Origin of the sequence: Shewanella sp. SR44-4, assembly GCF_014163715.1 — a bacterium.
Taxonomy (GTDB): domain Bacteria; phylum Pseudomonadota; class Gammaproteobacteria; order Enterobacterales; family Shewanellaceae; genus Shewanella.
This window is the reverse complement of the sequence record NZ_JACJDU010000058.1, coordinates 1-24,934: the sequence shown is the minus strand read 5'-3', so window position 1 is coordinate 24,934 and position 24,934 is coordinate 1. Positions and strand designations below refer to the sequence as shown.

The following is a 24,934-nucleotide window of genomic DNA, read 5'->3' as shown; positions in this document are numbered from 1 at the left end:
GCAAGACAAAGTTAGCAAGAAAGGAAGCAGTTTGAAAGGTGTTTATTATTCCAAGTTTAGGTTAGTTAACGGCTAATATGGGTTAACTACAAGCATGGGCTAATGGCTAATGCAGAGTCAACAATCATAAAAAAACGCTATGCTGTTAGGCATAGCGTTTTTTGTTCAAGCATCATGTCGTTTAATCTAAGGGTCAGTTAACATCCACTTAGATTAACTAAATGTGCTCCAAATTGGCGCATGGTCTGATGGTTTATCAATACCACGTAATTCGTAATCTACATCTGACTCAACTAAACGTGGCAACATTGACTCTGTGACCAGAATGACGTCAATTCGAAGTCCACGGTTATCATCAAAACCTTTACTACGATAATCAAACCATGAATAACGTTCAGTGCGAGTAGGGTGTAATTGACGGAAACTGTCGATAAAGCCCCATTGCTGTAAACGTGCTAACCATTCACGTTCTTCTGGTTGGAAACTACATTTACCGGTTTTTAACCAACGTTTGGCGTTAACCTCACCAATACCGATGTCTAAATCGGTTGGCGAAATATTAATGTCGCCAATAATCGCGATGTCTTCACTTGGATTGTGATGTTTATCTAAATGCAGCATTAAGTCTTGATAAAACTTGCGCTTAGCTGGATATTTCGTTTCGTGATGGATACTTTCACCTTGTGGGAAGTAACCATTGAAAACCGTTAATATACGGCCATTATCTTGTGTGAACTGACCAATAATAAGACGGCGTTGCGCGTCTTCATCATCGGTTTCATACCCTTTAATGATTTCAAGAGGTTCTGCTTTTGACAGCATAGCGACACCGTAATGTGCTTTGCCACCATGATAATGGACTTTGTACCCCATAGCCTCAACGTCAGCAACAGGAAAAGCTTCGTCATGTACTTTGGTTTCTTGTAAGCCAATTATATCGGGTGAATGACTGTCGATGAGAGCTTGCAGTTGATGCAAACGAGCACGAATACCATTGATATTAAAAGAAACTATTTTCATTAAGGAAGCACTCGTTTAAATGGCTTAACGATAACGCTTTTGTACACGCCAGCACCAATATAAGGATCCACATCTGCCCAAGCTTGTGCATCTTCTAATGAAGGGAAATCAGCAACCACTAATGACCCTGTGAAACCCGCTTCACCAGGATTTTCATTATCAATAGCAGGATGTGGTCCAGCGGTTAATAAACGGCCTTCATCGGCTAAAACTTGTAAACGGGCTAAATGTTCAGCACGAACAGATAAACGTTTTTCTAAACTGTTTTCAATATCTTGAGATGAAATCATATACCACATATAGCTGCTTCCTTTATTTGATTTTACATAAACAATTATTGGTTATCAGTAGGTTGCGAGTTGTCATCTTGCATATTTTTATACAGATACACTACCGTTATCACTGTGTTAATTAAGGTAAGGGCGGTTAAGCCAAATACTTTGAAGTTAACCCAGGTTTCTAAAGGTAAATTAAACGCAATATAAATATTGGCGAAACTACATAATACAAAAAATCCAACCCAATACCATGTGACTTGAGTCCATATTCTATCGTCTACTTTCATTTCTTTGCCTAACATGCTCTTAAGCGCTGATTTCCCCATGATTTGTGAGGCAATTAACCCTATAGCAAACAAGGCATAAACAATACTGACTTTCCATTTGATAAAAGCATCATCGTGGAAAAATAGGGTGAGTGAACCAAATACAGTCACCATGGCGAAGGTGGCTAAATGCATTTTTTCAATATGTTTATAAATCAGATACGTAATGACGAGTTGAATAGCCGTGGCAGCAATCAATACTCCTGTTGCGGCGTAGATATCATAGAATTTGTAAACGGCAAAAAAAATGACCAGTGGTAAAAAGTCTAACAGTTGTTTCATAAAAATCTCTTGCAGAAAAAGGACAACAAACAGCTGTCACTACGACAATATACGCCGATTGTAACATGATGAGATAGTGTTTATGAACCATAAGCAGTTGTGCAATTGCAACCTTAGTGATCATTGTTGTTTTAAGGTGAGCCATAACTGAGTTTCACTTAGTAGATCAGCACTTTTTTTAGATAAAAAGGGATTATGCAGCACAAATTCGGTGCGGTTATCTAATTCGGATTTACTGAGCATACCTTGAGTGATTGGGTGGTTATAGAATAAGTCATCGAAGCTACCGTCATCGATAGCTTTTCTGAGGCCGTATTCGATGCGCTGAGCTAAGGATGTGTTGTCTTTACTGACAAAAAAATAAATGGGCGCGGGATACTTTAATAAGATTTTTTGTTCAAGTGCTAGGTCTGGATAACGGTCCAAGTCTCGCCATGGTTCGTGTATTGAGCGGGGATAGTAGTCAAAGCGACCTTTCAGTAACATGGCTATTAAACGACTATCACTGCCAGATGTGACGGTAAAACCATTACTGTGCAAAATAGGTACATCTGGCCAATCAGCGCCTTGGCCAATTAAGGTCTTTTTGATGTCTTCTATGGCGTTTATGTTGTCAAATTTAGCTTGATCATTTTTACGTATTAGCCCAATTCGGTAACCCATTAGTCCTTTAAGTAATGGCACATAAATAGCTTGTAATTGATCTTCTCGTTCAATGCTGGTCATGGTCCAGACAACATCAATAATCGTGTTATCAGCCACCATTTTAAGTGCTCGACCCTGCGGCATTTGGATCATGGCGGCATTCATTTGAAAGTCGCCATATTTATCGCGACTTTTCTCTAACGCAAGTTCAAGTAACGACACAAAATAAGCCTGTTTTGGGTCAGTGCCTTGAATTGCAGCATTATAAGTGACAATAATTTTAGGTTGTTCAGACGTCGCCACAGTTTTAAAACTGCAGATAACAGATAGAATGGCAATCGTTAAAATCCCTATTAACGAACTTTTCATATAATACCGAATTGGTTGATATTTATCCTAGTATAACGGACATAAAAAAAGGAGCAATAAAATCGCTCCTTTTTCAACCTGAAATTGGTCGTTATGTAGCCGCTTTCATTGCTGCGGTAAATTCGGCGAGTTTGGCCAATAATGTCACTTCATCATGTTGATGCGCTTCAATGATTTTAACCACGGCAGAACCTGAAATAGCACCCGCGGCTCCAGCCTTGATGGCGGCGCGTACTTGCTCCGGTTCAGCAATACCAAAACCTAATAGTGGCGGTGGGGCATTAAATTCGACCAGTTGCGCCAGAATATTCTCAATTGGCTCACCCGCTTTGGATTCAGTGCCCGTTACGCCGGCACGAGATAATAGGTAGGTATAACCTTCACCTTGTTCACTAACCAGTTTTAAGGTGTCAGCATCAGCATTAGGCGGTGCAATAAAGATAGGCGCGATACCATGTGCTTTTGCAGCCAAACTAAAGGGTTTTGATTCTTCTACAGGCACATCGGCAATCAATACAGAATCAACACCAGCAGCTTGTGCTTTGGCATAAAATGAATCGATACCATTAGCAAATACTAAGTTGGCATATAGCAATAATCCGATAGGCAGCTCAGGATATTGCGCACGTATTTTAGCGATAATGTCAAAGCAATCACTTTGTTTAGTACCTGCCGCTAATGAGCGCAGGTTAGCACCTTGTATCACCGGGCCATCGGCTAATGGATCTGAAAAAGGAAAACCTAATTCAAGTGCATCAGCGCCATTATCAACTAAGGTCTGAATGATTTTCATCGATAATTCAGGACTTGGATCGCCAATGGTCACAAAGGGAACAAATGCGCCTTGATGTTGTGCTTTCAGTGCAGCAAATTTTGCTTGATAACGGTTACTCATTGCCGCTCTCCTGTTGTTTTTGTTTGGCCTCTAAAATATCTGCCACTGTGAAAATATCTTTGTCACCACGACCTGATAAATTAACCACTAAAATGGTTTCTTTAGTGGCTTCCTTTGCCATGCGAACGGCGTAAGCAAGTGCGTGGGCTGATTCTAATGCAGGAATAATGCCTTCACAACGAGCGAGTGTTTGGAACATTTCAAGTGCTTCATCATCGGTTGCAGACTCATAACGAGCACGACCAATAGCGTTTAAATGTGCATGTTGTGGGCCTACCGATGGAAAATCAAGTCCGGCAGAAACTGAATACGATTCTTCAATTTGTCCGTCACTGTTTTGCATTAACGGTGATTTCATGCCAAAGAATATACCTGTTTTACCGTGTTTAAGCGGCGCGCCGTGCATTGCCGTATCAAGGCCTTTACCTGCAGGTTCAACGCCAATCAACTCAACCGATGCTTCGTCAATAAAGTCAGCAAACATACCAATAGCATTTGAGCCTCCGCCAACACAGGCAATAACGGCGTCGGGTAAACGGCCTTCTTTTTCAAGAATTTGTTTTTTAGTTTCTTCACCAATAATGCGCTGAAACTCGCGCACAATTGTCGGGAATGGGTGCGGTCCAGCAGCGGTGCCTAATAAGTAATGTGCTTTATCATAGCTGCCCGACCAGTCGCGCATGGCTTCGTTACACGCATCTTTTAGGGTTGATGAACCTGAGGTAACCGGTATAACTTCAGCGCCCATTAATTTCATGCGGAACACATTTGGCGATTGACGTTCAATGTCTTTAGCGCCCATGTAGACTCTACATTTTAAGCCTAAAAGCGCACAGGCTAGAGCAGTGGCTACGCCGTGTTGACCCGCACCGGTTTCAGCGATGATTTCTTTTTTACCCATGCGTCTGGCTAACAACGCTTGTCCCAATACCTGGTTGGTTTTATGGGCGCCGCCATGAAGTAAGTCTTCACGTTTTAGGTAAATTTTTACCAACGGATTTGGACTTAAATTACGGGTCAGTGTTAGCGCTGTTGGGCGGCCAGCATAGTTCTTTAGCAGGTCGGTAAATTCAGCGATAAAGCTTTCATCTTGTTGTGCTTCAACAAAGGCCGTTTCGAGTTGTTTTAATGCAGGCACTAAAATCTGCGGTACGTACATCCCACCGTATTCGCCGAAATAAGGGTTAAGCTTGAGCTCGGTCATAAATATTCCCTTCGAGTAATCATGTTTTTAACTAAAAATGGTGTGGTAAATAGAAAATTAATTACGGCGTAATTGAGTAAATGCAGCAATCAGTTTTTGATGGTCTTTATGGCCAGGGGTAGATTCTACTCCTGAATTTAAGTCGACCCCATAAAATCCTTGTTGGCTTGCTAGATAAACATTGTCAGGGGTTAATCCACCGGCCAACATCGCATCTTGTTTATCATTAATATTGGCTTGCCAGTTGAATGTTTTTCCGGTGCCGCCAAATTGTTGTGCTGATTTGCTGTCGTATAAATAACGATCTGCGCCAGCAGGTTGTTGACTCACTTCGCCGCTGTTGCTGTCAATTGCAACGGCTTTCCAAATCTCGGTTTTTAACTGCTGTTGATTCAATAACGCTTTTAATTCGGTGATTTCAAGTTCAGTTTCATTGCCGTGTAATTGCACAGCAAAAAGATTCAGTGTTTGGGCCAATGAAGCGATATCTGCAACGGGGTGATTAACAAACACACCCACCATATTTAAGCCAATATTACGTTGCTGCATTTGGGCGACTAATTCACTTGCTTGTGCTGGTGTTACGGCTCTAGGTGATTTGGGATGAAAAATTAGCCCACCAAATACCGCCCCTGCTGTTGCTACCGCCTCAATATCGTCAATTCGAGTCAAACCACAGACTTTATTGTTTCCAAAAATAAGTTGTCTGCACGCTAAATCAATATCGTCTTGCGCCATAATTGAACTGCCAACAAGGTAACCGTCAACCAATGGATTTAGGCGGCAAACTTGTTGATGGTTATAAATACCTGATTCGCTAATAACGACTCTGTCTGCGGGGATCTGTGGCGCTAATAACTCAGTTGTCGCCAAATTAGTACTTAAGTCGCGTAAATTACGATTGTTAATACCAATTATTGGGGCAAGGAGATCAATCGCTCGGATCAATTCTTCTTGGTTACTCACTTCAGTTAAGGTATCTAATTGATACTTAGCCGCTTCGCTGGCTAATAAACGATATTGCTCATCATCAAGCACTGACAACATGAGTAAAATAGCATCAGCACCTTGATGGGCCGCCAATTTCACTTGATACGGGTCGACAAAAAAGTCTTTACAGATAATGGGCTGAGTCACTCTGGCGCGGACTTTTGGAATGTAGTCCATGTCACCTTGGAAAAATTGTTCATCGGTGAGTACAGAGATGCCTGCAGCGTAATTGACATAAATATCTGCGATGGCTTCAACATCAAATACAGGGCGAATAAGCCCTTTAGAAGGACTGGCCTTTTTACATTCAAAAATAAACTGAGCATTAGGTGCTTTCAGGGCATCGTATAAGCTACGGTCAGATATTTTAGGCTGTAGACTGGCTTCAGGGAAACGCAGTTTTAGCGCGGCGATATGTGCCACTTTAGTATCAACGATACGGGTTAATACATTACTTTCTGGCTTACTCATGGTGTTCTCCAGCTTGGCTCGCGGCAGCTAAATCGGTTAATAAGGTAAAAGCTGTACCGCTGGCGAGTGTCGTGAGCGCTAGCTGAGTACCGGCTTGAACTGAGTCGCAAATACCACTGATATACAAAGCACAACCTGCATTAATCGCCACCGCATCTCTATGTGCTGGTAGACCTTTACCTTGTAAAATGGCTTGGGTGATTAAGGCATTATCAGCTGGTTCTCCACCCGTTAACTGCGATATGTCTGCACGGTTAACGCCGAGATCTTCAGGGCTCAGTTGGTAAGTACGCACCACACCGTCTTTTAGTTCTGCCACATGAGTATTATCATGAAGCGCCACTTCATCTAAGCCACTGCCATACACCACCATTGCGCGTTTAACGCCAAGGGCATGTAACACTTGTGCAATAGGTTCGATGAGTTCAAGTGTATATACGCCCAACAGCATAAATTCTGGGCTTGCAGGGTTAATTAATGGGCCTAACACATTAAAAATAGTACGGGTTTTTAACGCTTGCCTTACAGGCACAGCATGTTTCACCCCGCCATGGTAATGCGGCGCAAATAGAAAACATAAGCCAAGCTTATCTAAACACTGGCTTGCTGCATCAGGCGCCATGGTGAGCGCGATACCGCAATGTGACAGTAAGTCAGAAGAGCCAGACTTGCTTGAGACGCTGCGGTTACCGTGTTTAGCTACTTTTGCGCCTGCTGCTGCTGCAACAAAAGCGGCAGTAGTAGAAATGTTGATGGTGTTATGGCCATCGCCGCCAGTACCGACAATATCAACAATGCCAGTTTGCTTTGAGGCATCACTTCGTGGAAAGGGTTTAGCTGCTTGGCGCAATGCGTCAGCCGCTCCGGCTATTTCATCAATGGTTTCGCCACGCATTTTTAGCGCCACTAACATACCCGCCATGGTTGCAGGTTGCATATCACCTTGAATAATAGCGCTAAACACTTGTGCCATTTGTTCACGAGTTAATGGCTTACCTTGATACAGATGGTCGAATAACGTTTGCAGATTATCCATTATTATCCTCCAGTAAAGGCATGGTCTTGGGTTAAATACGCTAATGTCTGCGTGAGTAACTGGCTGCCTAGGGTGGTTAAAATTGATTCTGGATGAAATTGAAAGCCCATAGCTTGATGTTGTGGATGTAATATTGCCATTGGCATGTCATCTGTGGTGGCAATAACGTCTAAGCAGTCAGGTACCTTAGTCGCAACTAAGCTGTGATAACGGGCCACCGGTAATGGTGAGGGTAAGTTTGCAAATACGCCTTGACCATTATGGAAGGTCGGGCTGGCTTTACCGTGGACAACAAACGGCGCTCGCTCTACTTTGCCGCCATAATATTCAACCATGGCTTGATGACCTAAACAAATGCCAAGCATCGGGACTTTACCAGCCACTTTGCCAATGAGTTCCATCATGCAGCCAGCCTCGTGAGGAGCTCCAGGTCCGGGTGATAGCACTAATGCCTTTTTACCCGTTTCATTCATGAGTTTTTCAGCAACATAATCGGCACTGACATCATTACGATAAATGACAACTTCACAGCCAAGGCTGCGGAATTGATCGACTAGATTGTAAGTAAACGAATCGAAGTTATCGAGTAAGTATATTTTCATCCGTTGATCGTTTTGTGTGGTTGCGGTGCTCATAGCCCACCTCCCATTTTTATCGCAGAAATGACCGCTTGGGCTTTTTGACGTGTTTCATCTGCTTCGGCTTGTGGATCTGAGTCAAACACTACTCCAGCACCTGCTTGTATATGAGCAACATCATTTTTAACAAACGCTGAACGGATAACAATGCAGGTATCCATGTCGCCGAGACCATTGAGGTAACCCACTGCGCCACCATAACTGCCGCGACGAGCTTGCTCCGCTTGGCGAACTAATTGCGATGCACGCACTTTTGGCGCACCCACTAAGGTTCCCATGTTCATGCAAGCTTGATAAGCGTGCAGGGCATCTAAATCTAAACGTAATTGACCAGTGACGCGACTGACTAAATGCATCACGTGCGAGTAACGATCAACTTTTAGCAGTTCGGCCACTTCACGGCTACCGCTTTGGCTGATGCGAGCAATGTCGTTACGTGCTAAATCGACCAGCATTAAATGTTCTGACAATTCTTTCTTATCTAAACGCAGCTCGAGCTCTATACGGCTGTCTAGGTCAAAATCAATCTCACCTTGAGCATTTTTACCGCGCTTACGCGTGCCAGCAATGGGATACACTTCAACTTGGTTACTGGCCGCATCGTATTTCAGGGCACTTTCTGGCGACGCACCAAATAAGGTGAAATCAGGACCTCTAAAATAGAACATATACGGACTAGGGTTGGTTAAGCGCAAAGCCCGATATGCCCCGAGCGTATTTGGGCAAGGTAAGCTGAAACAACGAGATGGCACAACTTGGAAAATATCGCCGGCGACAATGTGTTCTTTTAAATCAATCACGGTTTGCTTAAATTGCTCGTCGGTGATGTTAACTTCTTCGTCGGTTGTCACTGGTGTTAATTGAGCTATATCACCTAGATCGGCACATTGTTCGATAACGTGTTGCAGTTGCTGAACTAATTGTTGTGCAATCATTTCATCTTGACCGAATTGGTGGCTAACAATCTCGGCTTGCTGAGTTTGATGGTCAATTAAAATAAGTGTTTCAGCAAGATAGAATAAATAATCTGGGCAATCATTGTGAGCGTTGGGCGCTGCAGGGAGTGGCTCGACAGTATCAATTAAGTCATAGGCTAATACACCACCTAAAAATAAATCTTCAAATTTAAGCGGATTATTGGTTTGAATGTGTTTAATAAACATTCTTAAGCCATCAAGAGGAGATGTTGACTTTAAACGTGCATCTTCATCTTGTAACTCGGTGGCCTTTTGCAGCGTCACGATGAGAGTATTATTATCTCGTTGTTGCTGTGCATCGCTGAAGAAGTTGGCTATTGGCGTTAATAACGCTGCACCATTTTGAGTTAATGCGCTGAAGCTGAGCTGATAACCGTCGCAACGTATCATCATTGCCGCATGAGTGAGTACGATGCTTTTTAAATGGTCTTTACTTTCGACCTCTGCTGATTCTAACAGCATGGTATGAGGCGCATTATTAGTCACTTGCTGATACAGTTTTAGTGGATCAGTATGGTAGGTTAATGCCTGCTTTTGCGTGCTAACCTGAGCGAGTTGGTTTGGTGTAGTCACTGTTGTCGTCACTGTTGTCATCACTATGTCGCCGCTCCTTGTATCATGTTTGTTTATCATCTGTTGGCCTTTAATATTATGTAACCCGAGTGACTAAAGTGAGTGGGCCAAATAACAAGAAAGCCCACATCTCTGCGGGCTTTTTGGTAAAATCTTGTCTCTTAAAAATGAGCACAACGCTTCACACCACCCGTTAATTTGGGAAGTGCCACCACCAAGTAATGTGTAATGAAGCTAAAGAGTGTGTCATTGTTAATCGCTATGTTGTGTCTGTGTTTAATGCCTATAGGAAAACCCAGCTGGAGATTAATGTCAATTGAATATTTCTCAAAAGCTAACAAAAAATGGCAATATGGACAAATCTAGTCTACTTATTGAGCCCTCTAACTAACTTATGCATAAATAATTCATCAATTGCCATCATTTATTCATAAATCCAAGCAGTATTTTAATCGCCACTCTAGTACAATAACCACATGATTACAGAGACTCTCTTGGCCGATCTTCATAGCCACACGACCGCATCAGACGGTCAATTAACACCGACAGAATTATTAACTCGCGCGATTGAAAAAGGCGTTGAGATGTTTGCTATTACTGACCATGACACTGTCGGAGGGTTAGCGGAAGCGCATCTTGCTAATCAAAACCATGCCACGCCATTAGTATTAATTAATGGTTGTGAGATTTCGACTCGTTGGAACAGTTTTGATATTCATATCGTCGGATTAAACTTGGATATCGCTCATACGGGATTATTGGATTTTTTAACTCATCAACGTGAGTTGCGTGAAGTCCGAGCCCAAGAAATTGGTGAACGTTTAGCTAAAGCGGGGATAGAAGGTGCCTATGACGGTGCTAAAGCTATTGCCGGCGATGCAGCGCTGAGTCGTGGCCATTATGCTAGATGGTTAGCCGATAATGGTCATGCGACAGATATGCCTAGTGTATTTAAACGCTTTTTAGCTCGTGGCAAAACAGGTTATGTACCCAATAATTGGGGCGATATGGCCAATGCGATAGCGCATATTCATCAAGCCGGTGGTGTAGCAGTATTAGCTCACCCTAGCGGTTATAAATTATCGGCCAAATGGCTTAAGCGCTTAGTGCGTGAATTTGCAGAGGCCGGTGGCGATGCGATGGAAGTTATTTTAGGCCAGCAAACATTAGACGACCGTAATAACCTTATCGCATTAAGTAAGCAAAATAACCTACTTGCTTCTGTGGGGAGCGATTTTCACTTCCCGAGTAATTGGATCGAGTTAGGTAAAAACTTATTCCAACCACAAGGTGTGGAATGGGTTTGGCAATCACAACATTGGACGAAAAGAGCATGAGTCAATTTTGGTATATTCATGATGAGAACCCACAGGCACGATTAATTAACCAAGCTGTGGCGATTCTTAAACAAGGTGGAGTCATTGTTTATCCCACTGACTCAGGTTATGCATTGGGTTGTATGATTGGCGAAAAAAATGCCATGACGCGTATGGCGCGCATTCGCCAGATTGAAAATGACACTAATTTTTCATTAATGTGTCGTGATCTCTCTGAGCTGGCCAATTTTGCCCGCGTTGATAACCAAGCATATCGTTTATTAAAAAGCTGTATGCCTGGTCCATATACGTTTATTTTCAAAGCCACTAAAGAAGTGCCACGTCGTTTACAGTGTGACAAAAAGCGCACTATTGGTATTCGCGTGCCTAATAATGTCATTGCGCTCGCGTTACTTGAAGCATTGGGTGAACCAATGATGACCACCAGTTTAGTGATGCCAAATGAGCAATTTGCTGAATCTGACCCTGAACATATTCGCGATATACTCGATAACTTGGTAGACGGTATTATTCACGGTGGTTATTTACCTGAAAATCAAACGACAGTGATTGATATGTCTGAAGATGAGATGGTGATATTACGTCATGGTGCTGGCGATACCAGTGCATTTGAATAAACCAACGTGATACCCGCAGACGAATCATCTAAGATAAACATGCCAGGCAGTCAGCAAAGCCTGCCATTAGCAATGGTTCGTGGCCAAGCGCTTAATAGCATGCCCCTAGACTTGTTTATTCCGCCTGAGGCCTTAGAAGTGTTTCTTGAAACCTTTGAAGGCCCATTAGATTTATTATTATATTTAATCCGCAAACAAAAATTAGATGTGGTTGATTTGCCTATTCAACAAATCACCCAACAATATTTACTCTATATTGAAATTCTCACTGAAGCGCGCATTGAACTGGCTGCCGACTACCTTGTGATGGCGGCAACATTAGCGGAGATTAAATCCCGATTATTGTTACCTAAAATGGCCAGTGAAGATGATGAGGAAGAAGATCCTCGCGTGGTGCTTATACGGCAATTAAAAGCCTATGAAGTGATCAAACAAGCTGCTGTGGATATTGATACGTTACCGCGGATTGAACGAGATGTGTTTCCAGCATCTGTTAGCGCAGCCCCAGACATTAAACCGGTGACGGTACCACCAGATGTTTCGCTGGTGGATATAGCTCGTGCGTTTGGCGAAGTGCTAAAACGCATTGATGCCAACGAAGATCATCATGTAAAGCGTGAACATTTATCTACCCGTGAACGCATGAGCCAAATTTTAGCTAAATTATCCAGTACAGAATACATTGGTTTTGAGTGTTTGTTTGATGTCAGTGAAGGTCGAGCCGGTGTAGTGGTGAGTTTTTTGGCACTCATGGAGCTGGTTAAAGAGTTACTCGTTGAGTTAGTGCAAAATGAACCGTTTTCACCCATCTATGTAAAAGCGTATTAATTAACGATATTCGAAGAGATCCATGAAGCCCATTAATCCTATTCAGTTAAAACAGCTTATTGAAGCCAGTTTGTTTGTCTTAGCTAAGCCGTTGTCGGTAAAAGCCATTAAAGAAACGGTGTTAGCTGACTTTAGTGTATCACGCACGCGCATTCAGGAAACGCTTGATGAATTACAGCAAGATTATCAAGAGCGGGGCGTACAGCTAGTTAAAGTCGCTAGTGGTTATCGTTTTCAAACTCAAGAAATACTCAGCCCTTATTTACAACCTCTGTGGCAAGACAAATCCCCTAAGTATTCTCGTGCAACGCTTGAAACGTTGGCGGTGATTGCATATCGGCAACCAGTAACGCGTGGTGATATTGAATATATTAGAGGCGTTGCGATTAGCAGTAATATCATAAAAAGCTTAGCGGATCGGCAGTGGATTAAAGTGGTTGGCCATAAGGAAGTACCTGGTAAACCAGCATTGTATGCGACCACCCCTGCATTTCTGGATTATTTTAATTTAACAAAACTTGCCGATTTACCTGCATTAACCGATGCAGCATCACTGCAAGGGTTATTTGATAAAGTGCAAGTTGCTCTCGATGAGCCTACAGATGATGCCAGTAGTGATGATCACCAAGACGATGGTCAACAAGTTAATGACGAGCAAAACGATAGCGAAAACAGCAGTGATACAACCACAAATGAACTTGATGATGTAGACGACGAAGCCGATGATGTTGTTAAAAACAGCCAAAATCTAACCCATTAAATCCACACTTTAGTATTGTTTGCCGCCCCTTTGTCGCTAGTTTGAACAGGGAGCTGGGCGAGCATGTAATCGAGTAAGCGCTGACCCGTTAGGCTTAAAAATCGTCTTGACGGATACACTAGAAATACCACGCCAGTATAAGGCGCTAAATCATTAAATAAGCGCACTAACGCCCCTTGCTCTACGTCATCCTGACATAATTTTTTGGGTAAATAACCAATCCCTCGGCCTAATTTTGTAGCTTCATAAGCCAGTTGAATGCTATTGGTGCATAAATTGCCTTTTACGGCCTGCATAGCGTCATTGGCGAGTGGCACTTCACTGAAGGTTTTACCATTTGGGAAGCGAAATAAAATTGAGTTGTGTTGTTCAATATCACTCAAGGTGACAGGCATGCCAGCTTTGGCTAAGTATTCTGGGCTGGCAAAGAAACACATATCTTCACTGATAACCGGTTTGGCCACCATGTCGAGCTCACTAAACGTTTCATTCACCATAAATGCGATATCAATATTGTTACGCACCATGTCTAAGGGCTCGGTACTGGTAATGATCTCAAGCGAAAACTTAGGATTTTCATCCATAAAGGCAAATATTTTACTCACGATATCCATTATCTGCGGGATAGGAAATATCAAAATCCGTAAGTGGCCAGTCAACTCTGCTTTGTTGTCGGTAATATCTGCAAGAGTTCGATCTAAGTCAGCTAACATTACCAAGGTTTTTTCGTAGAAATGACTGCCTGCAGAGGTCAGTGTTATTGCGCGACTTTGGCGATGAAACAACTTTAAATTTAATGACTCTTCTAACGATTGTAAGCGTCTGCTGACCGTCGATTTAGGTAAATTCAACAAATTAGCGGCTTCAAGTATGCTGCCGGTTTCGACAATCCGGTGAAATAATGCAATGTCTTCGGTTTTCATGTGGATTGCTCTGATTATGGCAAATAAGTCAAACTCAAATAATGGGATTGATGTTCCCAAATAAACCCATTTATTGCAACTATAATTCAGGGTATTGTTCGGCCCAATTGTGAATTAACTGTTATCCCTGAAAAGGGGAATATTGTTGTCACCACGTCTTTTTAACGCTTAGTTCTCAAGGATCATAGTCGATGAAATATCACTCAACGTTGCCGTTGGCATTGCTTATTTCTCTTATTTTAGTCGGTTGTACGCCTGTTGAAAGCGCCGTACAAGATGTACTGGTGCGCCCAGTAAAATTGTTTGATGTGACACAGTCATCAGGCAATACCATTCGTCAGTTTCCTGCAAGAGTCGAAGCAAATAGCCGTGCAGAATTATCATTTAGGATTTCAGGCCAACTTGTCAGACTGGATCTTGTTGAAGGGCAACATGTTAAACAAGGTTTTTTACTGGCTCAATTAGACGATCGCGATGCGCATAATAATTTAATGACTCGTGAGGCCGAGTATGACTTGTTGCTCGCAGACTTTAGCCGTAATCAAACCTTATTAGAACGTAAATTAATTTCGCAAGCGCTATTTGACAGCAGTAAAGCCCAACTTAAATCGGCCAAAGCAGCGTTAGCTGCTGCCAATGATCAAGTCAGTTATACCCGTTTAGAAGCGCCATTTAGCGGCACCATTGCAAAACGTTTGGTAGATAACCACCAAATTGTTCAAGCAAACCAAGGCGTGATGACCCTGCAAAATAATCAGTTACTTGATGTCAGCATTCAGGTACCTGAAGCAATGGCGGCAGTATTAACTCAAGATATTGCCAATGGTTTAGCTGCAGAAGTTCGTTTTAGCGCATTAGATGACATGGTGTTTGATGCAAAATTTAAAGAATACTCAACTCAAGTGACACCAGGCACACAAGCTTACGAAGTAGTGTTTTCATTACCACAACCTGACAATGTACAACTATTGCCAGGCATGAGTGCCGAATTAACTTTAGCGACGCTAAATGACTCCCAAAAAGGCTTTAGTACCGTAGTGCCTATTTCAGCCGTAGACAAACAAGACCAAAATGGTGATGTAACCGTGTGGCGTTATCAGCCAGATAGTGGAGATGTTAGCCCGGTAAAAGTGACTCTCGGGCGGGTGAGTACTGACGGTGTCGAAGTGTTAACTGGGCTCCAAAAAGGCGATGCTATTGTTGCAGCAGGATTATCGCAATTATCTGAAGGCATGAAAGTGAAGCCTCTACGCTGGCAACGAGGAGTGTAATTGATGAATGTTGCTGAGTATTCCATTCATCACAAAGTCATTAGCTGGATGTTTGCGTTTTTACTGCTTATTGGCGGCAGTGTGGCGTTTACTGGTTTAGGACAATTAGAATTTCCCGAATTTACCATTAAGCAAGCGTTGGTGATCACCGCTTACCCTGGTGCGTCGCCTGAACAAGTAGAAGAAGAGGTGACATTACCGCTTGAAGATGCTTTACAGCAGCTTGATGGTATTAAACATATCACCTCTATCAATAGTGCTGGATTATCACAAATTCAGGTTGAGATTAAAGACAGTTATGACAAACATCGATTACCACAAGTGTGGGATGAGGTGCGTCGAAAAGTTAATGACACTACAGGGCGTTTACCACCCGGTACCGCAAAGCCACAAGTGATTGATGATTTTGGTGATGTCTACGGTATTTTACTTAACTTGTCAGGTAACGATTTTAGTAACCGAGAACTGAGCAACTATTCAGATTATTTACGCCGCGAACTGGTGCTTGTTCCCGGGGTAAAAAAAGTCTCTGTGGTGGGTGATGTGACAGAGCAAGTGGTGATTGAGATTTCACAACAAAAATTGTCAGCGCTAGGCTTAGATCAAAATTACATCTATGGATTAGTCAACAATCAGAACGTGGTGTCTAATGCTGGCAGTATCGTCATTGGTGATAATCGTATCCGTTTACATCCTACCGGTGAGTTTAGTTCGGTAGAGGAATTGTCTCGTTTAGTGGTGAGCTCACCTGGCAGCACTGAGCTTATTTATCTTGGGGATATTGCCAACATTGAAAAAGACTATGACGACACTCCCAATGTGCTTTATCACAATAGTGGTGAGGCGGCGTTATCGTTAGGTATTGCGTTTTCTGGCGGCGTAAACGTAGTCGATGTGGGTCAACGTGTTAGTGAACGCTTAGTTGAGCTTGAATCACAACGACCGTTAGGTATGAGCCTTGATACGGTTTATAACCAAAGCTCTGCTGTCGATAATACCGTACAAGGTTTTTTGATTAACCTTTTAGAGTCGATTGCGATTGTTATCGCGGTATTGTTATTGTTTATGGGCCTTCGTTCTGGGTTATTGATGGGCCTAATTCTGCTACTCACTATTCTAGGTACTTTCATTGTGATGAAAGTATTAGACATTGAATTACAGCTTATTTCTCTGGGCGCGCTGATCATTGCCTTAGGCATGTTGGTCGACAACGCCATTGTGGTGACCGAAGGTATTTTGATTGGCTTACAACGCGGTAAAACCCGTCTTGAAGCGGCCAAGCAAGTGGTATCGCAAACGCAGTGGCCATTGTTAGGTGCCACTGTGATTGCCATTATTGCTTTTGCACCCATTGGTTTGTCACAAAATGCTGCCGGTGAATTTTGTCGTTCATTGTTCCAAGTGTTAATGATTTCATTGTTTATCAGTTGGATAACGGCAATCACCTTAACACCGTTTTTCTGTAATTTGCTATTCAAAGAGACCTCGCCACAAGCTGAGCAGGTAGACCCTTATAAAGGCTGGTTATTTACCACTTATCGCAGTTTTCTGTACTTTGTATTGCGCTTTCGCCTCGTTACATTGTCAGTGGTGTTGGCGATGTTAGTCACTGCCGTAATAGGCTTTGGTCATATTAAAAACGTGTTTTTCCCCGCATCTAATACGCCAATATTTTTTGTTGATGTATGGATGCCAGAAGGGACAGACATTAAAGCAACTGAACATTTTACCGGCGAAATAGAGAAAAAGCTACTGCAAGAAAGTGAGCTTAATGACACAGGTTTAGTGCACCTGACATCTGTCATCGGCCAGGGTGCCCAGCGTTTTGTATTACCTTATCAGCCTGAAAAAGGCTATCCAGCTTTTGCTCAGCTTATCGTCGAAATGCGTGATTTAGCAGCCGTTAAGGCTTATATGCCGCAAGTTGAACAGCTGTTAAATAGCCATTTTCCCCAAGCACAATATCGCTTAAAAAATATGGAAAATGGTCCGTCTCCAGCGGCTAAAATCGAAGCCCGTTTTTATGGCGAAGATCCTCAAGTGCTGCGCAATTTGGCCGCACAAGCTGAAATCGTTTTTAGAAATGAGCCGACAATGGATGGTGTTCGCCATAATTGGCGCAATCAAGTGCCACTCATTCGCCCGCAACTGCAAAATGCTCAAGCTCGTGAAACTGGCATCAGTAAGCAAGATTTAGATAATGCCTTGCTGGTTAATTTTAGCGGTAAACAAATTGGCTTGTATCGTGAAACTAGCCATCTGTTACCGATTGTTGCTCGTGCACCTGCAGCCGAACGTCTTCAAGCTGATAGCTTGTGGAAAATGCAAATATGGAGCACAGAGAACAATATATTTGTACCCGCAACACAAGTTGTTAGTGAGTTCAGCACTGAATGGGAAAATCCTCTCGTGATGCGCCGTGACCGGATTCGTATGTTGGCAGTATTGGGCGATCCCAAATTGGGATCTAATGAAACCGCAGACTCGGTACATAAAAAAGTCAGAAGTAAAGTGGAGGCCATTCAGCTGCCGGCAGGTTATCGCTTAGAGTGGGGCGGGGAGTTTGAATCAGCAGGAGAAGCTCAAACCGCTGTCTTTAGCTCGATCCCAATGGGTTATTTAGCCATGTTTTTAATTACGGTATTTCTGTTCAATTCAGTTAGGCAGCCTTTAGTTATTTGGTTTACGGTACCCTTAGCGTTGATCGGTGTTTCAGCGGGTTTATTATTATTCGATGCCCCATTCAGCTTTATGGCGCTACTTGGATTATTGAGTCTTTCTGGAATGGTGATTAAAAATGGCATTGTATTAGTGGACCAAATCAATCTCGAACTTGAAGAAGGTAAAGAACCTGGATTCGCACTGGTTGATTCGTGTGTGAGCCGTGTTCGCCCGGTGATGATGGCGGCTATTACCACTATGTTAGGCATGATCCCATTAATCAGCGATGCTTTCTTTGGTTCTATGGCCATCACTATCATTTTTGGTTTGGGCTTTGCTTCTCTACTCACCTTAGTGGTGTTGCCGGTAATGTATAGTCTTGTGTTTAACCTTAACGTGACTCGCTAAGCGCTACGTTTTATATTTAATCGTAATATCGAATTGTTTATTAAATGATTAAGGCTGCTGACGGATAATGTTAGCAGCTTTTTTTATGGGCTGAATAAATCTATTGGCTTGGGTTAGGCAGGCTGATAAAAGTATTAAGCAATCGTAACTCGATGTATGGACTCCACCACTCTACGGTCGTAGATTGGTGGAGTCTAAAACAAAAGGAGTCCATACATCGAGTTCAGGTTAAACAGCTTGATTTCTAAGCGTTTATGGCATCTGTTATCCTGAGTTAAGCTTAGTGATGGTATTTTTTGCTCACAAGCCCCATTCAGCGTATAATCTACGCACTTTTCTAATTGTATGCGCCATTGGCGGGTACAATCCTAAAAAGACAATAAAGCAAGAGTAATTAACCTTTTGTTTTTTATAAAATTTCTTTAAAGAGTCCCCGCTAATGAGTGAAAAATTGCAGAAAGTCTTGGCCCGTGCAGGCCATGGCTCCCGTCGTGAGATGGAGGCATGGATTGCTGCAGGCCGAGTTAGTGTTGACGGTGAAATTTCTGGTTTAGGTGATCGTGTAGAGGTTGACGCCAAAATACGTATTGATGGCCGTGCTATTTCATTAAAATCAGCTGACGACATTATTTGTCGTGTACTGGCATACCATAAACCTGAAGGTGAGATTTGCTCGCGCAAAGATCCTGAAGGCCGTACTACCGTGTTTGAACGTTTACCTAAAGTGCGCGATGCTCGCTGGGTTGCGGTAGGGCGTTTAGATATTAATACTTCAGGGTTGCTGTTATTTACCTGTGATGGTGAATTAGCTAACCGTTTAATGCATCCTTCAAATGAAGTAGAGCGTGAATATGCTGTGCGTACATTTGGTGAAGTGCCAGAAGCAGCTGTACAGCGTTTACGTACCGGCGTGACTTTAGAAGATGGTCCAGCACAGTTTGATACCATTAAAGCTGCTGGTGGCGAAGGCATAAACCAGTGGTGGCATGTCACCCTTCGCGAAGGACGTAATCGTGAAGTACGTCGTTTGTGGGAATCACAAGACGTGCAGGTCAGCCGTTTAATCCGCGTACGTTATGGCAAAGTTGAGTTACCAAAAACCTTACCGCGTGGTGGTTGGATTGAGTTGCCAATGGACCAAGTTAACTATTTACGCCAACTTGCTGGTTTAGAAGCTGAAACGCGATCTGTTTTAGGTTCGGATAAACACAGTGTTGCTCGTTCTAAAGTTAAAAGTGCTAAAATTCGCCGTGCAGTTCATAAGCATAAAGTGGTTGGTAATCACGGTAAACCAACTCGTCAGCGTAGCTAATATTGATATTTAGGTTACTTTATAGAAGGTCGCGGATGCGGCCTTTTTTGTTAGTTTTTTTCGATGAAAATTAATTATTGCTCACCTACTTGTCAAAAGTTTTTTCTCAGATATGATTCTCAAAATTTACGACTTATTGTGCTGTTTTTCGACGATTTATGCGCCGCAGCATTTACATTGGTTATTAGGACTGTATGAAAAAATTATTGTTAGGTTTGTTAGTATCGTTATTGGTAGCATGCGCGTCAGCTCCTAGCTGGCAAGGAATGTCTGAACGTGAGATAAGCCAATGGAAAGCAATAGGCTTTGATTCAACCCAAGCGCAAAATTGGCGCGTAAGAGGTTTTGGCCCTACAGAATCTGATGGTTGGATAAAAGCCAACTTCAATTTAGATACTGCGACCATTTGGGCTAAAGAATCGTTTAATGTTGAAGAAGCACAAGTGTGGAGCGAAGCAGGTTTTGAAATTGAGGAAGCTGTCACCAATCGCAGTAAAGGGTTAACCCCTGTTAGAGCTAATTAATCATTTTTGTGCTAAGCATCTTGTTTTGTTGGATTTTACATCGGATTGACGTTTTTTGAAGCGTTCAGTTCGATGTGATGAATATTTTAGTTGCTTGGCCAAAAAAAAACAGTAAAGTGTCACCAAGTTAAGCGGGACGCGAAAGTAACCCTGTTTATCTTATGCAAATATGAATTAAGTGATTTGATGTTTGTTATCAAGACACGCTCAGTTTGCCCGAGTGGTGGAATCGGTAGACACAAGGGATTTAAAATCCCTCGCTGAATAAGCGTGCCAGTTCAAGTCTGGCCTCGGGTACCATTATAATCTCTAGCAATAGAGAGTGGTGTAAAAAAGCCTCAACTTATGTTGGGGCTTTTTTACGTCTGGAATTTGATCTTTAAGGGTAACAAACGCTAAAAAAGGTGAGAGCGATAAGAGCCTAGATGCTAGGGCGGACTTCGTCCTGCTAGTTCGCTACGCGGCTATAAGAGCGGGTTATTGGGAAAGTCGTTGGCTAGTTTCAGTTAGGTAGAGTTAAACTGGATAACTGCAGGTATAGCCTCTAGCTACGATCGCTCTAGCACCTAGATTTTTAATCTCCAGACGTTGAGCACTCTACGCTCAGCATGCAACAATAATCCGCAAACCGTTTTCTCGTGACGCAGGTATAGTCTCTAGCCGCGAAGCGTTCTAGTACCTAGGTTTTTAATCTCCAGACGTTGAGCACTCTACGCTCAGCATGCAACAATAATCCGCAAACCGTTTTCTCGTGACGCAGTTATAGTCTCTAGCCGCGAAGCGTTCTAGTACCTAGGCTTTTAATCTCCAGACGTTGAGCACTCTACGCTCAGCATGCAACAATAATCCGCAAACCGTTTTCTCGTGACGCAGTTATAGTCTCTAGCCGCGAAGCGTTCTAGTACCTAGGCTTATAAGGTTTCTACCACTTTGGCTTAAGCGTTAATCAATGCTTTTAATGCGGGTGATACTTTAAAGCTGGGTTGATTAAATCCGTCAATTTCTATGGTTTCACCGGTTTGTGGATTACGACCTAGTTTTGGTAAGTAAAAACGTAATTCAAATGTACCAAATTGGGGGATGTAAATTTTTTCACCTTCTGCTAAACCTTGATGAATAACCGCTAGGATTTGTTCAAGTTGTTGCTTAGCTTGAACTTGAGGAATGTCCATTTTGTTGGCCATGGTTTGAGTGAGTTGTTTTTTATTCATGTGATTCTCTATTGCTTCAGTACTTCTTATTCACCTTATAACAATTCAGCATGGCCCTTCCTAGTTGTGTATTCATAAATTAATGTTAACTGGTTACTTTTCATCTAGATGATTAATTTTCACTGACTTAGGTAAGGCTTAGGTAGCGAATAGGTAACGCTTTGGTATTCACTTTTGTTGATTAATTGTTTCTTGCACCCAAGCACATTTATTATTAATCATAATGGCTATATTCATTTCACTTACGTGAAAAAACATGACAATATCATTGTGTGGGGCCAATGGGGAATAGCATGTTCAGCAAACTGAAACTGTCTGTAAACGTTAGCATAATGGGTATATTGCTTTTGTGTGTGTCGCCATTTGTGTTGGCTAACACTGAAGAGCAATACGGCAATTTGACTCAACATCTGCAATTACAGTATTTGGCTGAGCCCACAGCACAGCGGGCACAATATTTAGCGATATTACAGACAGGGTCCGCTGCTGAACAATTAGAATATATCGACAACATTCAACAGAGTGTGGCCGCTTTTTGGCATAATAAACAAGTACCCCTGCCATTTGATTCAATAGCTAACACCACTTCGTTACGTGATAAAAACATTGCACTGGAGCCTGCTGCAGATGATTACCTTGGGGTAATAAATGATCTGCGTAAGTTAATGTGGTTATCGCAAACGCAAGATTGGCCAACCATCGCGCTTGAAGGGTTGTTGCGCCCTGGAGATAGTCACCCAAGCATTAAGCAAATTAATCAACGTTTGTGGTTGTTAGGTGATGCGTACGCATACCTTGCGGATGAAGATAAATATCAACCGGCTTTGGAGCAAAGTGTTAAACGCTTTCAGTCTCGGCATGGGTTAAAGGTCGACGCGGTTATTGGTCCTAAAACCTTATTCTGGTTAAATCAAACTCCACAACAACGAGCCTCTTTATTAGCAAAAAGCTTTGTCGAAAAAACGACCTATTTAAGCCAGCTCCCTCAGTCTTATCTGTTGATTAATATTCCGGATTTTCAAATGGTATTAGTCGATCAAAATGAAGTGGTGTTGACGTCGAAAGTGATTGTGGGTAAGCCATATCGACAGACTCCGGTGATGACGGGGCAAATTTCGAATATAGTTATCAATCCCACCTGGACAGTACCTCGACAACTTTTACGTAAGGATATTTTACCGCAAGTTAGATTAAATGGTGCTTACTTTACCGATAGACATTTTGATGTGTTTGATTATGAAGGTCATCGTGTCGATAAAACACCTCAACAGTGGCAACAGGCTGCAAAAGGGAAATTCCCGTACAGAGTGGTTCAGCGCCCCGGTAACGGTAATGCATTAGGCCGTTATAAATTCCACTTTAACAATGATCAGAGCGTGTATTTACATGATACGCCAACACCTGAAATGTTTGCACATGTGGAGCGGGATGTATCATCAGGTTGTGTGCGAATTGAAAAAGTACAACAGTTAGCCGACTGGTTTGCCAACCATTTAGTTATTGATAAGCGTACTTGGGCTCATTTGCAGTCTAATCACACTCAAACTCAATGGTTTGCCTTATCATCAACCTTGCCTGTTCACATGGTATATTGGCGCGCTTGGGTCGATGAACAGCATGTTGCGCAGTACCGAGATGACATTTATCAATTAACCCCAGTAGAGTCGATGAAGTTATTAAGCCATAAAGTCACCAGTAACGATATTGTGCAATAATCATAATTGATGAAACAAAGTTAATGAGGTTTTACTTCATCCCTAAGCACTTGAGCTATATCACACTCTTATGTAAGTTAGCGTGTTTAATGCACATCTCAACATAGGTATACTTGCATTTATCAGCATTAATGGTTAATTTATTCGCCAGTTGGATAAAAAAGCAACAACGCAATAAAAAGCGCTGTGAAGATGAAATCGTGCTTTTAAAGCCGATAAGTATCGTAATTTAGATAATTTAAGTGGTGTATAAATGACAATAGAGTGCCTAACTCGTCGGCAGTTATTATTAGGCTTAAGCGGTGCCGCAGTGGTAACTCTGTTACCGAATACCGCGCAAGCAAGTCGTTCTACTCTTGGTGTTAAAGATTTACGTTTTTATAATTTGCATACTGGTGAAAGAAGCCAGGGAAGTTTTTGGGTTGATGGTCAATATCAATCAGAAACGTTGACTGAATTTAATCAAGTATTACGGGATCATCGCCAAAATTTAGCCGCACCGATTGATAAAAGATTATTTGAATATTTGTATAAATTACAGGTTACATTAGATAATCAAGATGAAATCCATGTTATTTCAGCTTATCGTTCACCCAAAACAAATCAAATGCTCGCATCGCGTAGCAATGGGGTTGCCAAGAAAAGTTATCACATGAAAGGCATGGCGATGGATATTGCTTTACCCGGAGTGAAAACTAAACACTTACGCGATGCTGCTGAGTCGCTTAAGTTAGGTGGTGTAGGATTTTATCCTCGAGATGGGTTTGTGCATATTGATTGTGGGCCAGTGAGGCGTTGGGGTTAATTAATACCAATCTCATTAAATATCTGGTCAGTTCAGAGTCTGTCAGGTTTTTCATTTCAAGGCGCATTGATGTAGAAATGGTTGTTCCCTTTTAAATCGATGCAACACAGAAGTGGCATACCTGAGAGACTATATTCTGGCGGGTTTAAAAGTACTTTATGCTTCATTAGATGCTTTCAAAATACGACTGCATGGTCTATTTCCATAAAAATAAGACATTCCCACTATTCATGGCGGTCAGATGCTAGCGGTTAGATGCTATAGGTAGAGTAACGCATGAGCTTGTTACCGATCATCACTATTCGTTTCAATCATCTGCCTTGCCTACAGCACTTTGAACTCCCGCTGAAATATCACATATTTAATAGGATTGGTATATCTTCTTGTGGGTTGATAATGGCTGTGGTAATATCCGCGCGCTTTATTTGAGTCATCGTTGGTCGAGAATGATGACGCCTTCATACTTTATTAATTATTAAGTGAGTGACTAATGTCTTACACAATCAACGCAGTAACCCGCACAGAAATCGGGAAAGGTTCGAGCCGCCGCCTACGTCATGCCGGTAAAGTTCCTGCAGTAATTTATGGTCCAGGTAAAGAGCCTGTATCAATCAAGTTTGAACACAAAGACATCATTAACATCCAGTTAAATGATGACTTTTACACAACTGACTTAACCGTTTCTATTGAAGGTAAAGAAGTTAAAGTTCGTGTAAAAGCTATCCAACGTCACGCATTCAAGCAATTGGTTGAACACATTGACTTTATGTTTGCTTAATCGCAAATGTGAAAAAAAAGCGCCTTAGGGCGCTTTTTTTATGACTGAATGTTTATCACTAAATTTATTCTTATAATGCC

22 protein-coding genes, 1 tRNA gene and 1 pseudogene are annotated in these 24,934 nt (G+C 42.2%); 12 read left to right on the top strand and 12 right to left on the bottom strand.

Annotated features, from left to right (window positions below; all coding sequences use genetic code 11):
* Nucleotides 1–213: 213 nt before the first annotated feature.
* The 10 genes from xthA to H5125_RS19310 all read right to left on the bottom strand — a co-directional run bounded on the left by xthA (nucleotide 214) and on the right by H5125_RS19310 (nucleotide 9,725).
* A complete protein-coding gene (xthA, locus tag H5125_RS19355) occupies nucleotides 214–1,020 on the bottom strand; it encodes an exodeoxyribonuclease III (protein ID WP_101086746.1) in 807 nt (268 codons plus the stop codon).
* Nucleotides 1,020–1,319, bottom strand: coding sequence for a YciI family protein (locus H5125_RS19350; RefSeq protein WP_101086747.1), 300 nt, complete (start codon nucleotides 1,317–1,319; stop codon nucleotides 1,020–1,022). Before H5125_RS19350 ends, xthA begins: the two co-directional genes overlap by 1 nt.
* A gap of 35 nt (nucleotides 1,320–1,354) precedes the next feature.
* Entirely contained in the window at nucleotides 1,355–1,906 is a 552-nt protein-coding gene (locus tag H5125_RS19345; protein ID WP_162023420.1) for a septation protein A, read from the bottom strand.
* 120 nt (nucleotides 1,907–2,026) lie between these two features.
* Entirely contained in the window at nucleotides 2,027–2,920 is an 894-nt protein-coding gene (locus H5125_RS19340) for an ABC transporter substrate-binding protein (RefSeq protein WP_162023419.1), read from the bottom strand.
* Between the two features lie 91 nt (nucleotides 2,921–3,011).
* The gene (gene trpA / locus H5125_RS19335; RefSeq protein WP_162023418.1) at nucleotides 3,012–3,815 is read right to left on the bottom strand and encodes a tryptophan synthase subunit alpha; all 804 of its coding nucleotides are present in this window, start codon (nucleotides 3,813–3,815) and stop codon (nucleotides 3,012–3,014) included.
* Nucleotides 3,808–5,019 carry a tryptophan synthase subunit beta gene (trpB, locus tag H5125_RS19330; protein WP_101086751.1) on the bottom strand — a complete coding sequence of 404 codons (1,212 nt, stop codon included), beginning with the start codon at nucleotides 5,017–5,019 and terminating at the stop codon, nucleotides 3,808–3,810. The genes trpA and trpB overlap by 8 nt, the downstream gene beginning before the upstream one ends.
* Nucleotides 5,020–5,076: 57 nt before the next feature.
* A complete protein-coding gene (gene trpCF / locus H5125_RS19325) occupies nucleotides 5,077–6,480 on the bottom strand; it encodes a bifunctional indole-3-glycerol-phosphate synthase TrpC/phosphoribosylanthranilate isomerase TrpF (protein WP_182745061.1) in 1,404 nt (467 codons plus the stop codon).
* The gene (gene trpD / locus H5125_RS19320; protein WP_101086753.1) at nucleotides 6,473–7,516 is read right to left on the bottom strand and encodes an anthranilate phosphoribosyltransferase; all 1,044 of its coding nucleotides are present in this window, start codon (nucleotides 7,514–7,516) and stop codon (nucleotides 6,473–6,475) included. Before trpD ends, trpCF begins: the two co-directional genes overlap by 8 nt.
* Before the next feature lie 2 nt (nucleotides 7,517–7,518).
* The gene (locus tag H5125_RS19315; RefSeq protein ID WP_182745063.1) at nucleotides 7,519–8,118 is read right to left on the bottom strand and encodes an aminodeoxychorismate/anthranilate synthase component II; all 600 of its coding nucleotides are present in this window, start codon (nucleotides 8,116–8,118) and stop codon (nucleotides 7,519–7,521) included.
* 29 nt (nucleotides 8,119–8,147) lie between these two features.
* A complete protein-coding gene (locus H5125_RS19310) occupies nucleotides 8,148–9,725 on the bottom strand; it encodes an anthranilate synthase component 1 (RefSeq protein ID WP_182745064.1) in 1,578 nt (525 codons plus the stop codon).
* A 455-nt stretch (nucleotides 9,726–10,180) separates the two neighbouring features.
* Between H5125_RS19310 and rnm the strand changes: the two genes are divergently transcribed.
* From rnm to scpB, 4 genes and pseudogenes are all read left to right on the top strand, one after another.
* Nucleotides 10,181–11,041 (top strand): RNase RNM, encoded by an 861-nt coding sequence (rnm, locus tag H5125_RS19305; RefSeq protein ID WP_101086755.1) that lies wholly within the window; start codon nucleotides 10,181–10,183, stop codon nucleotides 11,039–11,041.
* Complete coding sequence (locus tag H5125_RS19300; RefSeq protein WP_101086756.1) at nucleotides 11,038–11,658, top strand: L-threonylcarbamoyladenylate synthase; 621 nt, start codon at nucleotides 11,038–11,040, stop codon at nucleotides 11,656–11,658. Before rnm ends, H5125_RS19300 begins: the two co-directional genes overlap by 4 nt.
* Before the next feature lie 39 nt (nucleotides 11,659–11,697).
* On the top strand, nucleotides 11,698–12,486 hold the full coding sequence (locus H5125_RS19295; protein WP_101086757.1) for a ScpA family protein: 789 nt from the start codon (nucleotides 11,698–11,700) through the stop codon (nucleotides 12,484–12,486).
* A gap of 22 nt (nucleotides 12,487–12,508) precedes the next feature.
* A pseudogene (gene scpB / locus H5125_RS19290) lies at nucleotides 12,509–13,105 on the top strand (SMC-Scp complex subunit ScpB); the annotation flags it as partial.
* Nucleotides 13,106–13,242: 137 nt separating this feature from the next.
* Here the strand turns inward: scpB and H5125_RS19285 are convergent.
* Entirely contained in the window at nucleotides 13,243–14,169 is a 927-nt protein-coding gene (locus H5125_RS19285; protein ID WP_242445132.1) for a LysR family transcriptional regulator, read from the bottom strand.
* 191 nt (nucleotides 14,170–14,360) lie between these two features.
* Between H5125_RS19285 and H5125_RS19280 the strand changes: the two genes are divergently transcribed.
* The 5 genes from H5125_RS19280 to H5125_RS19260 all read left to right on the top strand — a co-directional run bounded on the left by H5125_RS19280 (nucleotide 14,361) and on the right by H5125_RS19260 (nucleotide 20,645).
* The gene (locus H5125_RS19280; RefSeq protein WP_182745060.1) at nucleotides 14,361–15,440 is read left to right on the top strand and encodes an efflux RND transporter periplasmic adaptor subunit; all 1,080 of its coding nucleotides are present in this window, start codon (nucleotides 14,361–14,363) and stop codon (nucleotides 15,438–15,440) included.
* A gap of 3 nt (nucleotides 15,441–15,443) precedes the next feature.
* Nucleotides 15,444–18,509 carry an efflux RND transporter permease subunit gene (locus H5125_RS19275; RefSeq protein WP_182745062.1) on the top strand — a complete coding sequence of 1,022 codons (3,066 nt, stop codon included), beginning with the start codon at nucleotides 15,444–15,446 and terminating at the stop codon, nucleotides 18,507–18,509.
* A gap of 439 nt (nucleotides 18,510–18,948) precedes the next feature.
* Nucleotides 18,949–19,821, top strand: a complete 873-nt coding sequence (gene rluB, locus H5125_RS19270; protein ID WP_101086762.1) for a 23S rRNA pseudouridine(2605) synthase RluB — start codon at nucleotides 18,949–18,951, stop codon at nucleotides 19,819–19,821.
* A 194-nt stretch (nucleotides 19,822–20,015) separates the two neighbouring features.
* A complete protein-coding gene (locus H5125_RS19265) occupies nucleotides 20,016–20,345 on the top strand; it encodes a hypothetical protein (RefSeq protein ID WP_101086763.1) in 330 nt (109 codons plus the stop codon).
* 214 nt (nucleotides 20,346–20,559) lie between these two features.
* Nucleotides 20,560–20,645, top strand: a tRNA-Leu gene (locus H5125_RS19260).
* 635 nt (nucleotides 20,646–21,280) lie between these two features.
* Here the strand turns inward: H5125_RS19260 and H5125_RS19255 are convergent.
* Nucleotides 21,281–21,556 carry an HU family DNA-binding protein gene (locus H5125_RS19255; protein ID WP_101086764.1) on the bottom strand — a complete coding sequence of 92 codons (276 nt, stop codon included), beginning with the start codon at nucleotides 21,554–21,556 and terminating at the stop codon, nucleotides 21,281–21,283.
* Between the two features lie 293 nt (nucleotides 21,557–21,849).
* Between H5125_RS19255 and H5125_RS19250 the strand changes: the two genes are divergently transcribed.
* The 3 genes from H5125_RS19250 to rplY all read left to right on the top strand — a co-directional run bounded on the left by H5125_RS19250 (nucleotide 21,850) and on the right by rplY (nucleotide 24,854).
* On the top strand, nucleotides 21,850–23,271 hold the full coding sequence (locus H5125_RS19250; protein WP_182745059.1) for a murein L,D-transpeptidase: 1,422 nt from the start codon (nucleotides 21,850–21,852) through the stop codon (nucleotides 23,269–23,271).
* 253 nt (nucleotides 23,272–23,524) lie between these two features.
* Complete coding sequence (locus H5125_RS19245) at nucleotides 23,525–24,076, top strand: DUF882 domain-containing protein (RefSeq protein ID WP_101086766.1); 552 nt, start codon at nucleotides 23,525–23,527, stop codon at nucleotides 24,074–24,076.
* Between the two features lie 490 nt (nucleotides 24,077–24,566).
* Entirely contained in the window at nucleotides 24,567–24,854 is a 288-nt protein-coding gene (rplY, locus tag H5125_RS19240) for a 50S ribosomal protein L25 (RefSeq protein WP_011636915.1), read from the top strand.
* Nucleotides 24,855–24,934 lie beyond the last annotated feature (80 nt).